Origin of the sequence: Lacihabitans soyangensis, assembly GCF_024343775.1 — a bacterium.
GTDB classification, from domain to species: domain Bacteria; phylum Bacteroidota; class Bacteroidia; order Cytophagales; family Spirosomataceae; genus Leadbetterella; species Leadbetterella soyangensis.
On the sequence record NZ_RJUF01000003.1, the window covers coordinates 58,243 to 73,337 of the forward strand.

The 15,095-nt window shown below is 38.3% G+C and carries 15 protein-coding genes; 6 read left to right on the forward strand and 9 right to left on the reverse strand.

Going from position 1 to position 15,095, the window contains the following annotated elements:
- The first annotated feature begins 5 nt into the window (after window positions 1–5).
- The 5 genes from EGI31_RS02275 to EGI31_RS02295 all read left to right on the forward strand — a co-directional run bounded on the left by EGI31_RS02275 (window position 6) and on the right by EGI31_RS02295 (window position 4,055).
- Window positions 6–599 (forward strand): 5-formyltetrahydrofolate cyclo-ligase, encoded by a 594-nt coding sequence (locus tag EGI31_RS02275; RefSeq protein WP_255035511.1) that lies wholly within the window; start codon window positions 6–8, stop codon window positions 597–599.
- Window positions 600–830: 231 nt separating this feature from the next.
- Window positions 831–1,823: an aspartate-semialdehyde dehydrogenase gene (locus tag EGI31_RS02280; protein ID WP_255035512.1), complete on the forward strand. Its 993-nt coding sequence runs from the start codon at window positions 831–833 to the stop codon at window positions 1,821–1,823.
- 122 nt (window positions 1,824–1,945) lie between these two features.
- Window positions 1,946–2,290 (forward strand): hypothetical protein, encoded by a 345-nt coding sequence (locus tag EGI31_RS02285; protein ID WP_255035513.1) that lies wholly within the window; start codon window positions 1,946–1,948, stop codon window positions 2,288–2,290.
- 50 nt (window positions 2,291–2,340) lie between these two features.
- Window positions 2,341–3,216 carry a class A beta-lactamase, subclass A2 gene (bla, locus tag EGI31_RS02290; RefSeq protein WP_255035514.1) on the forward strand — a complete coding sequence of 292 codons (876 nt, stop codon included), beginning with the start codon at window positions 2,341–2,343 and terminating at the stop codon, window positions 3,214–3,216.
- Window positions 3,213–4,055 carry a hypothetical protein gene (locus EGI31_RS02295; protein ID WP_255035515.1) on the forward strand — a complete coding sequence of 281 codons (843 nt, stop codon included), beginning with the start codon at window positions 3,213–3,215 and terminating at the stop codon, window positions 4,053–4,055. Before bla ends, EGI31_RS02295 begins: the two co-directional genes overlap by 4 nt.
- A gap of 1 nt (window position 4,056) precedes the next feature.
- Here the strand turns inward: EGI31_RS02295 and EGI31_RS02300 are convergent, their stop codons facing one another.
- From EGI31_RS02300 to EGI31_RS02320, 5 genes are all read right to left on the reverse strand, one after another.
- Window positions 4,057–4,695, reverse strand: a complete 639-nt coding sequence (locus EGI31_RS02300; RefSeq protein WP_255035516.1) for a GNAT family N-acetyltransferase — start codon at window positions 4,693–4,695, stop codon at window positions 4,057–4,059.
- Between the two features lie 167 nt (window positions 4,696–4,862).
- The gene (locus EGI31_RS02305; protein WP_255035517.1) at window positions 4,863–5,627 is read right to left on the reverse strand and encodes a ThuA domain-containing protein; all 765 of its coding nucleotides are present in this window, start codon (window positions 5,625–5,627) and stop codon (window positions 4,863–4,865) included.
- A 127-nt stretch (window positions 5,628–5,754) separates the two neighbouring features.
- Window positions 5,755–7,032 carry a sodium:proton antiporter NhaD gene (gene nhaD, locus EGI31_RS02310; protein WP_255035518.1) on the reverse strand — a complete coding sequence of 426 codons (1,278 nt, stop codon included), beginning with the start codon at window positions 7,030–7,032 and terminating at the stop codon, window positions 5,755–5,757.
- Window positions 7,033–7,176: 144 nt separating this feature from the next.
- Window positions 7,177–8,466: a Gfo/Idh/MocA family protein gene (locus tag EGI31_RS02315; RefSeq protein ID WP_255035520.1), complete on the reverse strand. Its 1,290-nt coding sequence runs from the start codon at window positions 8,464–8,466 to the stop codon at window positions 7,177–7,179.
- Between the two features lie 248 nt (window positions 8,467–8,714).
- Window positions 8,715–9,494 carry a (Fe-S)-binding protein gene (locus EGI31_RS02320; RefSeq protein ID WP_255035521.1) on the reverse strand — a complete coding sequence of 260 codons (780 nt, stop codon included), beginning with the start codon at window positions 9,492–9,494 and terminating at the stop codon, window positions 8,715–8,717.
- Between the two features lie 235 nt (window positions 9,495–9,729).
- On the opposite strand from EGI31_RS02320, the gene EGI31_RS02325 reads away from it, so the two are divergent.
- Window positions 9,730–11,181 carry a tagaturonate reductase gene (locus tag EGI31_RS02325; RefSeq protein WP_255035522.1) on the forward strand — a complete coding sequence of 484 codons (1,452 nt, stop codon included), beginning with the start codon at window positions 9,730–9,732 and terminating at the stop codon, window positions 11,179–11,181.
- Window positions 11,182–11,257: 76 nt separating this feature from the next.
- Here the strand turns inward: EGI31_RS02325 and EGI31_RS02330 are convergent, their stop codons facing one another.
- The 4 genes from EGI31_RS02330 to EGI31_RS02345 form a co-directional block, all read right to left on the reverse strand.
- Window positions 11,258–12,025, reverse strand: a complete 768-nt coding sequence (locus tag EGI31_RS02330; RefSeq protein WP_255035523.1) for a DUF2189 domain-containing protein — start codon at window positions 12,023–12,025, stop codon at window positions 11,258–11,260.
- Window positions 12,026–12,154: 129 nt separating this feature from the next.
- On the reverse strand, window positions 12,155–13,414 hold the full coding sequence (clpX, locus tag EGI31_RS02335) for an ATP-dependent Clp protease ATP-binding subunit ClpX (protein WP_255035524.1): 1,260 nt from the start codon (window positions 13,412–13,414) through the stop codon (window positions 12,155–12,157).
- A 107-nt stretch (window positions 13,415–13,521) separates the two neighbouring features.
- Window positions 13,522–14,286 carry a sterol desaturase family protein gene (locus tag EGI31_RS02340; RefSeq protein WP_255035525.1) on the reverse strand — a complete coding sequence of 255 codons (765 nt, stop codon included), beginning with the start codon at window positions 14,284–14,286 and terminating at the stop codon, window positions 13,522–13,524.
- A gap of 122 nt (window positions 14,287–14,408) precedes the next feature.
- Window positions 14,409–15,080: a ClpP family protease gene (locus tag EGI31_RS02345; protein WP_255035526.1), complete on the reverse strand. Its 672-nt coding sequence runs from the start codon at window positions 15,078–15,080 to the stop codon at window positions 14,409–14,411.
- Window positions 15,081–15,095: the final 15 nt, after the last annotated feature.

Below are 15,095 nucleotides of genomic sequence, written 5' to 3' on the forward strand. Positions count from 1 at the left end.
AAACTGTGAGAAAAACTGAAGCAAGAGTGCACTTTAAAGACCTCCGAAAGGGTCTAAATTCTCAAGAAATTGAAAAAATGAACGGGCGGATACGCGACCTGCTGTTTAGTAGACTCATGATTCACCGCTATTCGCCAATTCATTTGTATTTACCTATAAAAAGAAATAATGAGGTAGATTCTCTTCTGATTTTAGAAACCCTTCGTCGGGATTTTGCTCCTGATATTTATATTTCCAAAAGCTTAGATAATGGTGAATTGCTCCATGTAAAATTTGAAGCCACCACCAATCTAGAAACTAACCGATGGGGAATTGACGAACCCTTAGACTTAACCGATTCCCTTAGTTCGGAGGCCTTCTTTGAACTATTCAAAACCGAAGACATTCTGATTTTTGTTCCTCTCTTGGCTTTCGACAAAAAAGGAAATCGAGTGGGCTATGGCAAAGGTTATTACGATAGATTTCTACAATACGCCACCAAAGACACCACCATTGTTGGACTTTCGCTTTTCGAACCAATAGATTCTATTGATGATACCGACCAATTTGATGTAAGAATGCATTTTTGTATTACTCCAGAACGCATTTGGGCTTGGTAAAACCCTTTCGCTATATTGATTATCGGCATCATTTACTACTATTAGACCAATTGAAAAATCGTTTCACTAATATAGCCCTCCTATTTCATTTCAAAATTCTTTTTCTTAATTTTGCATCCCATTTACACCCATCAATACGTTTACAACAAATTCAACAAAAAGAGAATAGACCTCTCTCTTTATCAATAATTTAAATACCCTGCCATGGGTCGGGGGGTAAGATTAATTATCATGAAAGTTGCAGTAGTAGGAGCTACCGGTCTAGTGGGTGGCGAAATCTTGAAAGTTTTGGCGGAAAGAAATTTCCCAGTATCCGAAATCATCCCAGTTGCCTCTGAGCGTAGTATCGGGAAAAAAATCTTATTTAAGGGCCAAGAATTTACCGTTGTAGGTTATGACGATGCCATCAAAATGAAACCCAATGTCGCTATTTTCTCAGCTGGTGGTGGTACATCTCTAGAAATGGCACCCAAATTTGCCGAGGCCGGCATTACGGTTATCGACAATTCCTCGGCTTGGCGTATGGACCCAACCAAAAAATTGGTGGTGCCAGAGGTAAACGCTGATGTGTTGACCGCAGAAGACAAAATCATTGCAAATCCAAACTGCTCAACCATACAGATGGTGGTAGTAATGAAGCCTTTGCACGAAAAATACAAAATCAAACGAGTGGTGGTATCTACCTATCAGTCTGTTACGGGTACTGGTAAAGCTGCTGTTGACCAACTTTTTGCTGAAAGAGCTGGTGACGATAGCGTTGCTAAAGTGTATCCTCATAAAATCGACCTGAATGTTCTTCCTCATATCGATGTGTTCCAGGACAATGGTTACACCAAAGAAGAAATGAAGATGATCAAAGAAACCAACAAAATCATGGGCGACGATAGCATCAAGGTTACAGCTACCACGGTTCGTATTCCTACTATTGGTGGTCACTCTGAGGCGGTAAACATCGAGTTTGAGAATGATTTTGATTTGGCAACTGTTCGTGAATTACTGGCAGCTACTGAAGGTGTGATTGTACAAGACGACCCTGCCAATTTCCTTTATCCAATGCCCATCACAGCACACGGGAAAGACGAGGTTTTTGTAGGCCGTATCCGTCGAGACGAATCTCAGGCTAATACACTAAACCTTTGGTGTGTAGCAGACAACCTTCGTAAAGGTGCCGCCACAAATGCCGTTCAAATTGCAGAATACCTTTTGAAAAAAGGAATGATTTGATTGTGAAGGTTAAAAGATAATACTAAAATCCCGCTGAGCAATTGGCGGGATTTTTTTGTTTCAAAAACTTTTCTTGCCTTTTTTCATAAATAAGAATAACTTTAGGATATTATCACTTCTCCATGCGAATTGTATTGTTGATATTTATTATAATCGGAGTTTTGAGCGAAGCAAATGCCCAAAGGAAGGGACTATTGTTTAGCGAAAAAATCGATTTTGATAAACAGCCAAAGCAAATAGTTGAAAAACAAGAAGCCGAAATAACCGAAGAAATGGATAGGTTTTTAGGCTTTGGATTTCATTTTTCAGTAAAAAAAGTTCCTTTAGAATCGCAAAACTCCGACCGAAAAAACAAAATTAAAGAGGGCATTTCGTTACAGTTAGGGTTTCAGATGCCCAAATATCTAAGAACCAAACCTCCAGAAAAACTCTTGAAAGCAGGCTGGAAAATGGGTCTAAATCTTTAAATTTCTTACTTCTAAAAGAATCACAAATACCTTTAAAATCATCATTTTTTATGCGTTTTTTAAAAGTTCTAGTTCTGTTTTCCATCTCGATAAATGTTTTTGGTCAAACATTAGAAAATACTTTTCAGAAAATCTTAAAAGATCGAAATGCCAAAGTTGGGGTATCCGTTTATGATTTTAAAACCAAAAAATCTTATGGTATCAACCAAACCGAGCATTTCCCCATGCAAAGTGTTTTTAAGTTTCACATTGCTCTGGCGGTTTTGGATTTGGTTGACAAGGGTAATTTAAGCTTGGCACAGAAGGTTTACATTTCAAAAGAACGCATGCAGCCCGATTGGTACAGTCCTTTGCGAGATAAATACCCACAAGGAAATGTAAAACTAACACTTGCCGAAATTCTAAAACCAACCGTATCTGAGAGCGACAATGTAGGTTGTGAAGTTTTACTCGACCTTATTGGTGGGCCAAAAGTGGTAGACGATTATCTCAAAAAAATAGGCATGAAAGACGTACAAATTAAACACAATGAAACCGTTATGCAGGCCTCTTGGGAGCCACAGTTTGAAAATTACTCTTCGCCAAACTCTGCGGTAGAGCTCTTAAAAGCCTTAAACAATGGAAAAATATTATCGTCGAAAAGTAGAGCATTTGTTCAAAAATTGCTTCTGGAGACCTCCACTGGCCCAAATAGATTAAAAGGATTGTTACCAAAAGGAACTGTCGTTTCACACAAAACTGGAACCTCGGGTAACAACAAACAAACTGGCGAAATGGCCGCAGTAAACGATATCGGTATAATTACTTTACCAAACGGAAACCAGTTTGCGATAGCCGTTTTTGTGAGCAAATCGAAAGAAAAAATAGAAACCAACGAAAGAATTATTGCTGAAATAGCGAAGGCTACCTATGATTTTTTAAAATGAGCGATTACGAAATTTTAGTGGGTGAGTTTACCTCATGGACTTTACCAAAAGAAAAATGGACACACGAGGCCCATTTGATTGTAGCCATCTGGTATTGCAAAACCTATGATTTGCCAAAGGCTTTGGATTTGTTACGATATCATATCAAAACCTACAATACTTCGGTAGGAACGCCCAATTCCGAAACACAAGGTTACCATGAAACCCTGACTCGGTTTTGGCTTTTGATAGCCGCAAATTTTGTGAAATTAAACGAAACAAAAACGTTTGAAGAAACTGCTGAGGTGTTTGTAAATTCAGATTGGGCAAGTCGAAATCTGGCTTTTAACTATTATACCCAGGAGACTTTATTTTCATTTGAGGCAAGAAAAGAATGGGTAGAGCCTGATTTGGAAAAGCTGCCGATTGAGAATGAATTTGCTTTTTTGCCAGAAAAACACCACTTACTTTCTGATGTAGAATTTTCCCAACAGTTTTACAACAAAACCCTTAGCCCTGAGATTTTTACACACGAGGCACACTTAAGATTGGCTTGGATAATGATTCAAAATCATGGCCTCAAACTCGGTGCAGAAATAATTTGCGAACAGATTTTGGCTTTTGTAAAACCTCTTGGAGCGGAGGAAAAGTTTAATAAAACCTTAACCGTTGCCTCCATGAACATGGTCAACCATTTTATGGAAAAGGCCAAAACTGATACTTTTCTGGATTTTATTCAAGCCTTTCCACCATTAAAATATGGCTTCAAACAATTGCTAGATCAACACTATAGTTTTGACATTTTAAAAGACGAAAGGACTAGGAAGGAATATATTGAACCGGATTTGCTTGTGTTTTAAATTATAAAAACTTTGAAACTTGAACCTTTTTAGCAATGGAAGAGACTATTTTTAATAGGTTGTCTTCATCCTCACCCGAAATCCCATATAGCTCAGAATAAAGTACTTTTACCAACCTATGGATTTCTTGTCCAGAAAACTCGCTTTCTACATTCTTTGGTACTACCATTAGGATTTGTTCGGTTGGGAGAGTCTTGTCTAATGCGGGTAGAATATATTTTACGTCTTTCAGCCAATATGCACCATTTTTTTGGTAAAAAGCTATTCGTTTTATTCTTGAAGGTTTGTCTTCTCCATATTCTGGATCATCCACTTCCATCAAAAGGTGTTTATGGTGCCTCTTGGAATAGCTTTTTAGAAATTCAAAGAGCCTCTCTCCTATTTGTTGGCCTCGGTGATTTTCCTTGACGGCCAAATAGTCTAAAAGTAAAAAATCAGACCCACGTAAATCAAACAAGAACCCAATGCCTACCACTTCATTATTGATTTTAGCTGCAAAAAGTACTTCTTTGTCTTCTTTAAGTCTGATTTTTAATGTTTCTAAAGTCTGACGCTCGTTTGCTGGAAATGACGTTTCATAGATTTGAAAGATCTCTTCAAGAGTATCTTTTTGGTCTATTTCTATCTTTGTTATGTCCATTTTTTATTCTGGCCCAGAGTTTCTCAGAGGTTTTCTTTTTATTCACTTTGCGATTTTGAGTTTCACAAAGTTTTCGCTTTGCTCATTTTGGTTTTTTAAACACATAGGCACATAGAAAACTAAGATTTTTATCTAAATGCCTTGTGCCTAAATGCCTTTTGCTTTTTTTACTCAATCCCCTTCCCTGTAGCAGCCCAATAGATGCCGCCATAGATGTGGTCAAGGAAGGTTTGATCTGAGAATGTGGAAGGAATATGACCTAAAGCTGTATAAAATGCTCTTCCACCATCATAAGGGTGATACCAACTGATAGGGTGGACTGCTCCCATGCCTTTGCCTTCGTTTGGTCCCCATTTGGCAGCAGGGTTATATGTTTTTTCGTCAACGGTTACCAGAATTTTCAAATCATTGGATTTTGCTGGAGTTTGGAACTCGTACCATTCGTCGGTCCAAAGGAGTTTTTTCGGGAAACGCTCCATTCCTGGGAAATTGCTGTCTTGTACTCTCAAATAGGCCGTTTGGTTTGCTGGATGAATTTTGAACATCATGCCCACCATTTTGGTGTACCAAGGCCATTCATATTCGGTGTCTGAGGCACTATGAATACCTACCCAGCCTTTGCCTGCTTGTATAAATTTCTCGACTGCTTTTTGTTGTTCGTCGTTCAAAACATCTGCGGTGGTGTTCAAGAAAATTATAACCTGATACTTCTCTAGATTTTTCTCATTGATAAACATGGTGTTTTCTTGCCAATCGACATCGAAGAAATGTCTTTCTCCCATTTTTCGGATGGCCTCCACGCCTTCATGAATTGACTCATGGTGCCAGCCTGCGGTTTTTGTAAACAATAAAACTTTGAATTGTTTTTGAGAAAATGCCGAAATGCTAAATAGAAATAGCACAGCTAAAGATAAAAAATACTTGTTTTTCATGATAATTTTGATTGGTTGAATATTAATATCCAAAAATACGAAAAGATTTGGTTTGTGGTCGTCCTAAACACAAAAGACCTTCAGGCCGTTGCCTAGAGGTCTTTTTCTATCGATTAATTTCTAAAAACTAAAATATCATTTTTTGCAATAAAAACACGCCAATTCCCGCAAAATATCCTATCAAAGCCAGCCAACTCATTTTTTTTAGATACCAGAAGAATTCTATTTTGGCAATTCCCATGGCAGCAACACCTGCCGCCGAGCCGATGATCAAAATACTTCCGCCTGTACCCGCACAAAAAGCCAAAAGCTCCCAAAATGGATCATCCATCGGAAATTGTTCTAAGCTATACATACCCATGGCTGCAGCCACCAATGGCACGTTGTCAACAATTGCGGACAAAAGACCTATTATAGTCACCACTACAGTTTGATTTTTTAGATTATCGGTTAGCCAAGTGGCCACGGAGGTTAACATTCCCATGGTTTGTAATGCTCCTACGGCCAATAATATTCCAAGAAAAAACAAAATGCTTGGCATGTCTATTTTTTCTATGACTCTGAAAATTGACAGCCTGTTTTTTACATCTTCCGATTTGTTCTTAATCAAGGTCTCTGCCACAGCCCAAATGGTTCCTAATGCCAATAACATCCCCATAAATGGAGGCAAATGAGTGACCGATTTAAAAACTGGAACTGATAATAAACCTATTAGTCCAACCCAAAATATTATGTTTTTGCCAAATGTAACTTCTTCAGAATCAGTATTTTTGCTATTTTCTTCTTTTATAGGCAATGTACCTTTCATTTGAGAAGAAAGTACTAGTAAGGGTATCAGCAGACTCACAATTGAAGGTAAAAACAATTGTGAAATAATATTACCAGTTGAAATTTGTCCACCAATCCAAAGCATAGTCGTTGTAACGTCACCAATTGGAGACCATGCTCCACCAGCATTGGCAGCAATAACAATCATTCCCACATACATCAGTCTCAATTTACTATCATGTACTATTTTGCTTACAAGGGTAGCCATCACTATGGTTGTAGTAAGGTTATCCAAAAGTGACGACATAAAGAAAGTAATTAAGGCAATAATCCATAATAGCCCTGATTGACTTTTGGTGCTTATTCGATCGGTAATTATCTCAAAACCACCATAGGTAGCTATAAGCTCAACAATGGTCATGGCTCCCATTAAAAAGAACAAAATGCTAGCAATTTCGCTCAAATGTTCGTTCAGATGATGCAAGGTTTCCTCTATATTGGTAGATACCAAAGCTACAATGGTCCAGCAGAGTACACCTGTCAATAATGCCGATGCCGACTTATTAATTGATAATTTATGCTCTAACACGATAGCTGCATAACCAATGATAAAAATGAGAACTATCAGTCCTTCCATGCGATTTCTTTAATTGTTGTACCTCAAAAATACGGGGTTTATATTTATGAGCCTTCGTACAATTTGGAGTTTTGCTAAAAAACAGCTACCAAAAATTGAAATAATCCAGTTTATATATAAAAAAATTAAATTATTCCAGGTTTATCAAGCATTTATGAGGTTCCATTCGTTTCTGTATGGCCTCCACAGCAATTTATTTGCTTTTTTGTTTTTGATAAATCGCTCAGTTTCAGGATTCCATTTCAGTGATTTACCCAACCTATACGAAATCAAGCCCAAATGCATCGGCAGGGTCATTTTTCTGGCGTATTCGAGATTACTTTCTGGTTGCTTTCTGCTCTTTACGGAATCTATGAAGTTTTGCTGATGCCCCGGAGAACGGATTATAGAAATAGGAACATCCGGAACATCGAGCATAGTAATGCCATTGATTGTAATTTCTTTGCTACCATAATCACATATTAACGTTCCTTTTTCTCCCTCAAAATACGCCCCAATGCCTCTGGTAGCGGCTCCAGGAACATTTGGCGGTGTAGATGTCCAGAAAATTTTCAAATCATCAAATTCGTATTCTATTTCAATAGTCTTAGGTGCATCTCCTACTCCATCTGGCTTTTCGCCCTTGGCAGTAACCTTTCGGAGGTTTTGAGGATTTAGAGACATCCAAACAATATCTGCAATATGACACCAAAAATCCTGAAAAACTCCACCCGAATAATCCAAAAAGTAGCGATAAGTAAAATGCACTCTCTCAGCTGAATATTCGTGATAAGGAGCCGGCCCGAGCCACATGTCATAGTTGAGATTGGCTGGTGGTTTTTGATAATTTGAAGGACCTAGAACCGGCGGAAGGCCTGTTTTCCAAAGTCTAACCGTCTTTATTTTTCCCAAAACACCCGACTTTATGATTTCCTGTACCCGGTGATAATTGTCTCCTGCGTGTATCTGTGTACCGAGCTGAAATATTTTATTATGCTTTTTTTGTGCCGTCAACATCATTTGGCCTTCTTTTACGCTGTACGAAAGTGGCTTTTCACCGTAAACATCTTTGCCAGCCTCGAAAGCCAAAATGGCCAATTGGGCGTGCCAATGGTCAGGCGTAGCCACCGTAATGGCATCTATATCTTTTCTATCCAAAACCCTTCGAAAATCATCAAAAAGCTCAAGTTTTCGGTCTGGATATTTTTCAGAGTATTTTTTGGCAGTGCTGTTGAGATGGTCGGAGTCTAAATCACAAATACCCACCACGTCAACCTCGGCTAAAGCTGCGAACCAATTCAAGTGGCTATTGCCCATGCCACCAAGGCCAATATGTGCTACTCGCACTTTGTCGCTAGCCGCAATTCTCTTTGCAAAACTAGGAAAGGCAGCCATTCCAAGGGAAGCTAAGCCGGCTTTTTGAAGGAATTCTCTACGGGATGTAAGATTTTTCATATTCTTTATAAGGTTGAATTATTTAGAATATGAAAGTACGTGATTTTTGATTTGTGTAAAACAATTTTCCAAAATTGTTTAGACATCCTCAAATAACAAAGAAAGGATTTTTAGAATTTAACGGTAGACTCAAAACTTTTGAATATTGATACACAAACTAGACAGACATTTATTTGTGCTTCGAAATAATTTAGCACAGGGTTTTCACACAAGCCTAAATCAGGTCCGACCTGCGATCTGACCGTAGCTTACAAACTTTCCGCCAAAAGCTCGGCCAAGTCATAAACCTTTACCTCGTGTTCCTTCTCTTTATTTTTCACGCCATCAGACATCATCACCATGCAAAACGGACAAGCTACGGCTATGGCTTTTGAACCTGTGGACAAGGCATCTTCAATTCTTTCAATATTTACGTCTTTTGTGCCTTTTTCTGGTTCTTTAAACATCTGTCCACCGCCTGCTCCACAGCAAAGGCCGTTGGTTTTGCATTTTTTCATCTCTACCAACTCCGCATCCAAAGCTTTTATTAATTCACGTGGGGCTTCATAAATGTCGTTGGCACGACCTAGGTAGCAAGAATCGTGGTAAGTAATTTTCTGGCCTTTGAATGACCCACCTTCTACCTTAAGTTTTCCAGAATTTATAAGCTCCTGCAAATAAGTTGAATGGTGGATAACATCGTAAGTTCCTCCCAATTCTGGATATTCGTTTTTGAGGGTATTAAAACAATGCGGACAGGCAGTTACTATTTTTTTCACCCCATATCCGTTCAGAACTTGAATGTTCTGTTGAGCGAGCATCTGAAAAGTAAACTCATTGCCTGCTCGTCGAGCCGGATCTCCTGTACAGGCCTCCTCAGTACCCAAAACAGCAAATTTTATGTCCAAATGATTCAAGATTTTTACAAATGCACGGGTCACCTTCTTATACCTATCGTCAAACGAACCTGCACATCCTACCCAAAAGAGTATTTCTGGTTCTTGACCGTTAGCCATCATGTCGGCCATTGTTGCTACTTTGTAATCCATAATTATTTAAGATTTAAAACAAAAATAGTATGCTTGCATAACAATTGCAAATTGTTTTATTTTTTATTGTTCGGTTCCATGAGAAAATAGTACTATTTTGATGTGCCACCAACACAATGGTACAAATATGACCACCCAAGGGCATTTGTTGTCAATTTATCACCGAATAATAGTTGGATTTTACTAAAAATTAAGGCAAAAATTTGATATTTTTGAGGTTTAAAATAAACATTCAATGCTTAACAGAACCACTAAAAATATTACCACAAAATATCCCGAAAAAGTCCTCCAATTTGGTACCGGAGTGCTCCTCCGAGGTTTGATAGACTACTTCATTGACAAAGGCAACAAAGCAGGGGTTTATGATGGCAGTGTGGTAATGGTTAAGACTACTGGTCCAGATGTTTCTGAATTCACTAACCAAGATAACCTTTATACCATTTCGGTAAGGGGTTTAGAAAACGGCCAAACAGTAGAGGAAGATATTGTGGTAGATTGTATCAGCCGAACATTGAGTACCAAAACCCATTGGGAAGAAATATTAAAAACAGCGGAAAATGCTGATATACAATTGGTTGTATCCAATACCACCGAAGCGGGTCTGCAATATGTAGAGGAAAACATATTGGAAAGTTGCCCAGAATCCTTCCCAGGAAAACTGACAGCTTGGCTACATAAAAGGTTTATGACCAATCAAGCGGAAACGTTGGTAATTCCGACTGAATTGATTGTTAACAACGGAGGCATTTTGAAAGAAATCGTTTATAAACACGTTGCAGCAAACAACTTAGGCGATTCGTTTTTAGTTTGGCTAAACCAAAAGGTGAAATTCTGCAGTTCGTTGGTAGATAGAATAGTGCCTGGCAAACCAAATGAGGAAGAAACGAATAAACTTTTTGATAAAATTGGCTATGAGGACACCCTGATAATCAAAGCCGAAGTGTACAGATTGTGGGCTATTGAGGGTGAAGGTATTGAAGATTTACTTGGTTTTGCGGAAGCTGACAATGGGGTAAAAATCGCTAAAAATATTGAGAAGTACCGCGAATTAAAACTTCGTTTGCTAAATGCTCCTCACACTTTGTTGTGTGGAATGGCCTACCTGTCTGGTTTCAGACTTGTGAAAGAAGCCCTGTGCGACGAAATGATGGAAAAGTATATCACCATATTGATGTTGACAGAATTGGGACCAGCTATTCCACTAAATCTTGACCAAAAAACTACTCACCGTTATGGAAGAGAGGTAATGGATAGATTCAGAAATCCATACCTCGAACACCAATGGCTGAGCATTACGCTTCAGTACACCTTAAAAATGAAAGCCCGTGCAATTCCTTTATTGCTAAATTACTACGAAACTTTTGATTCTGTTCCGCAATACTTTGCGAGGTGTTTTGCTGCTTACCTGTTATTTATGAAAGTAACAAAAGAAGAAAATGGCAAATATTATGGCGAACATGAAGGTGAAGAATATCAAATTAACTGCGACTCTGCTCCGTACTTCAAATCGGTGTGGGAACACAATTCAGCTCATGAAGTAGTGTCTTTGGTTCTCAGAAATCAAGAAATATGGGGTTGTGACTTAACTACTCTAAAAGGCTTCGAAAGTAATGTTGAAAATCATTTGTCTAACATGATGATGTGTGGCGTAAAAGATGTAGTGTCCGCCCTAAATGTGTACGCATAAGAGAGGTCAATAAACACAAAAAAGCCTTTGATTTACTTTCAAAGGCTTTTTTGTTATAAACACTCAGATGGCTGATTTAAATCCCCTCGCCTATTTGGCTAATCTCGTCAGAAACTTTCCCATCCTCTGGTAATCCACAAATATCTTCAAAGGCAGCGTATAAACTACAAATACCCAGTGGTAATGTAAAAATAATTCCGATACCCAAAAGCAAAAATCCAGCGGCAGTAACTACCCCAACAACTATTAAAAATAACAGCATCATAAACCAATTTTTACCCACCAATTTCCTGCTGATTTCCATAGCCGCCCACGATTCTTTGTTATGAAAAACGGCAATTAAAGATGCAAAACACCAGCTAACGGCAAAATATACCATTACCAACAATCCAACTCCCAAAATTGGAAGTGGTCCCGCAAGTATAGCACTAATTATTTCGCTCGAATCACTGTCTCTCAAAGCAAAAATACTTACGCCCACCGAAATCAAAAAGGGCATCATGCAAACCACAAAAACCAACATCGTAATTAGAGAAATAACGATTATCTTTCCTGCATAATTAAATCCTCCAAAAAAAGTATTGAATGTAGGAAGTGTATTTTCTTGTGAAATTTGTTTCGAAACCAAATAAAAACCAAATACCAAACACGGAGAAATTACCAAGGAACTTATAATATTCAAAAAGGGAATCATATTTACAACAGTGGTTATCAGAAAATACAAGACCGTATAGCCTATGTATGCTCCCATATTGGCCTTGAAAATCTCGTAACCGCGGGATATGTAATCACCAATTTTTACTTCGTATCCGCTTGCTAAACTGCTAGTTAGTTTTTGTGACATATTAATAGAGGTTTTAATTTAAAATGGTGCAATTTAGAGATTACTTTTAAAATTCCAAGAAGCTTATTCGCATAAAACAAAAAACCCCCGACATTAAATGACGAGGGTTAGATAAATATTTTCAAATCTTTATGCCACCAATTTCACCTCATAAAAGGTAGAGTGCTCGAACTTCCGCTGAGCGTAATCTTTGGTAACCACAAAAGATTTTATACTCTTGTCAGATGGCAACTCAAACATGGCGTCTGTCAAAATAGCTTCACAAATAGAACGCAAACCTCTTGCTCCAAGATTAAACACAATGGCTTGGTCTACTATGTAGTCCAAAGACTCGTCGTTAAATTCAAGCTTTATTCCTTCCATATCAAACAGTTTTTTGTATTGTTTAATCAGAGCATTCTGTGGTTCGGTAAGAATCTTGCGAAGAGTTTCTTTATCCAACGGATTCAGATAAGTCAAAAGTGGCAAACGGCCGATTAACTCTGGAATCAAACCAAACGACTTCAGGTCTTGCTGTGTTACAAACTTCAAAAGACTATCTTCGTTGTTGAAGTCAAGTCCTTTGGCATCTACTTTGAAGCCAATCGGTGCTTTGTTAATTCTTTTACCAATATGACGAGCTATACCATCAAAAGCACCGCCACATATAAACAGTATATTCTCTGTATTAACCTGTACCAGCTGTTGGTCTGGGTGTTTTCTTCCTCCTTGTGGTGGCACACCTACTATTGAACCCTCCAGAAGCTTCAATAATCCTTGCTGTACACCTTCGCCGCTAACATCTCTTGTGATAGATGGATTATCAGATTTTCTAGCAATTTTGTCTATTTCATCTATGTAAACTATGCCCCTTTCGGCTAGTTCCGCATTGTAATCTGCCGCCTGAAGCAATCTGCTCAGTATACTCTCTACGTCTTCACCTACATAACCGGCTTCAGTAAGAACAGTAGCATCGGCAATGGCAAATGGTACTTGGAGCATTCTGGCAATAGTTCTTGCCAAGTAAGTTTTACCTGTACCCGTCTCGCCCACCATAATGATGTTCGACTTTTCTATGTTTACGTCCTCGTCGCCTTTAGGCTGCGAAAGTCTCTTGTAGTGATTATAGACAGCAACAGACAACACCTTCTTGGCTTCGTCTTGACCAATAATAAACTTATCGAGGTATTTTTTTAGTTCGATAGGTGGTTTTATGTCGAATTTAGGAATGTCTCCTTTTTTCTTCTTTTTGGACTTTGGCCCTACACCATAAAGTTCTTGCTGAATCAGTTCATAACCTTGCTCAATGCAAAGGTTACATATATGCCCATCTGTACCCGAAAGTAGCAGCTCTACTTCATTTTTCTTTCTCCCACAAAAAGAGCAGTTGGGTTCTTTATTTGATGCCATTTCTTAATATTTTTACAAAAATAATGGTTTTTGGTGGTGAAACCAATCTTATACACAATATGCAACGTAAGAAGCCAGAGTTTCTAAATAATTTTGCAAAAATAACCCTAAGGCCTTGGTAATGATTGAAATTTAGAGTCGTAATTCGTAGAAACAGTACCCATCCATCTATCCCAAAACATAAAATACAAGCCGTAATTTCCTTTAAAATATTGATGATGAAGATTATGGCTGACTGAGGTATTCATCCATTTACCCAAAATGGTTTTTTCAAATCCACTCGGATAAAGCTCCCAACCTAAGTGTCCGTAAACATTGTAAGCCGTCATAAAAAGTAAAAATGCCACTAAAACATAAAAATGAACGGGAATAGTAAAAGCAAAAATCACAAAAATTCCAGCCTCCACAATGGCCTCGGTGGGCTGAAAAGCAAACGATGCCCATGGCGACGGGTTGGTAGATTGGTGGTGGACGTGGTGAAAAAACTTGAAAACTCTGGGGTGATGCATAAGTCTGTGTACCCAATAAAAGTAGGTATCGTGCATCAAAAGAAGTAAAAAAAATGAAATAAAGAGATAAAAATACCCATACTGCGAGGCCTCGTAGTAAGTATGTGTATATGGCCTAACCACTGGATTATAAAGTCCAACTCCCACCAAGGTAAAAATCAAAAATGTTAACACCGAATAAGCAATTTCTCTCAAATAATCTTTGTTTTTCGGAAATCTCTGCTGGATTTTAGATAAGCTAAATTGCTTTTTAAAAACGACATAAAATATCAAGAAGGCCACCCCAGCTAAAAACAGATAACGAAGTAAATTGGCCATAAAGACTATACCAGCAAATTCAAACGTTGAAAATTCTTTTGGCATTTTTCAAATGAAATTTAAAACCTAAAAAACTAGCTATCATAAACTTACAATAAAATCCTTTAAAAAAGAAAAAGCTCTCCATTTCTGAAGAGCTATTGGCGAATAACTTATTTGATCTTAAATCAATTTCTGTACAAAACCTCGTCAATCAAACCGTAGGCTTTGGCCTCCTCTGCTTTCATCCAGTAGTCTCTGTCAGAGTCAGCTTCTATTTCTTCAAATGTTTTACCTGAGTGTTTCGCAAGAATTTCATAAAGTTCTTTTCTCAACTCAATGATTTGTTTCACGGTTATTTCCATGTCGCGTGACTGTCCTTGAGCTCCACCGCTTGGTTGGTGAATCATCACACGGGCATGAGGCAATGCCGTACGCTTGCCAGCTGCACCACCTGCTAACAACACCGCTCCCATAGAGGCCGCTAATGAAGTACAAATGGTAGCTACTTCAGGTCTTACATATTGCATGGTATCGTACATTCCAAGACCAGCATAAACTGATCCACCCGGACTATTGATGTACATTAAAATGTCTTTTTTGGCATCTACCGACTCTAAAAACAACAACTGAGCAACAACGATATTGGCGATTTGGTCGTCAACACCAGTTCCCAAGAATATGATTCTGTCCATAATCAAACGAGAGAATACATCAATGGCTGCAAAACGCATCGGTCTTTCTTCGATAATGTTGGGAGTCATGTTGGTTACATTGTGCTTCATGTAGTCGTCTATCATCAGACCACTCATTCCTTGGTGATGCACTGCATATTTTCTAAATTCTTCTCCTAAATGCATTTTATTAAATTTGTT

Excerpts from the sequence above, each read along its gene's own strand:
- EGI31_RS02280 (WP_255035512.1), top strand. The coding sequence starts at position 831 with ATGAAAGTTGCAGTAGTAGGAGCTACCGGTCTAGTGGGTGGCGAAATC.
- EGI31_RS02285 (WP_255035513.1), top strand. The coding sequence starts at position 1,946 with ATGCGAATTGTATTGTTGATATTTATTATAATCGGAGTTTTGAGCGAA.
- bla (WP_255035514.1), top strand. The coding sequence starts at position 2,341 with ATGCGTTTTTTAAAAGTTCTAGTTCTGTTTTCCATCTCGATAAATGTT.
- EGI31_RS02295 (WP_255035515.1), top strand. The coding sequence starts at position 3,213 with ATGAGCGATTACGAAATTTTAGTGGGTGAGTTTACCTCATGGACTTTA.
- EGI31_RS02300 (WP_255035516.1), bottom strand. The coding sequence starts at position 4,695 with ATGGACATAACAAAGATAGAAATAGACCAAAAAGATACTCTTGAAGAG.
- EGI31_RS02305 (WP_255035517.1), bottom strand. The coding sequence starts at position 5,627 with ATGAAAAACAAGTATTTTTTATCTTTAGCTGTGCTATTTCTATTTAGC.
- nhaD (WP_255035518.1), bottom strand. The coding sequence starts at position 7,032 with ATGGAAGGACTGATAGTTCTCATTTTTATCATTGGTTATGCAGCTATC.
- EGI31_RS02315 (WP_255035520.1), bottom strand. The coding sequence starts at position 8,466 with ATGAAAAATCTTACATCCCGTAGAGAATTCCTTCAAAAAGCCGGCTTA.
- EGI31_RS02320 (WP_255035521.1), bottom strand. The coding sequence starts at position 9,494 with ATGGATTACAAAGTAGCAACAATGGCCGACATGATGGCTAACGGTCAA.
- EGI31_RS02325 (WP_255035522.1), top strand. The coding sequence starts at position 9,730 with ATGCTTAACAGAACCACTAAAAATATTACCACAAAATATCCCGAAAAA.
- EGI31_RS02330 (WP_255035523.1), bottom strand. The coding sequence starts at position 12,025 with ATGTCACAAAAACTAACTAGCAGTTTAGCAAGCGGATACGAAGTAAAA.
- clpX (WP_255035524.1), bottom strand. The coding sequence starts at position 13,414 with ATGGCATCAAATAAAGAACCCAACTGCTCTTTTTGTGGGAGAAAGAAA.
- EGI31_RS02340 (WP_255035525.1), bottom strand. The coding sequence starts at position 14,286 with ATGCCAAAAGAATTTTCAACGTTTGAATTTGCTGGTATAGTCTTTATG.
- EGI31_RS02345 (WP_255035526.1), bottom strand. The coding sequence starts at position 15,080 with ATGCATTTAGGAGAAGAATTTAGAAAATATGCAGTGCATCACCAAGGA.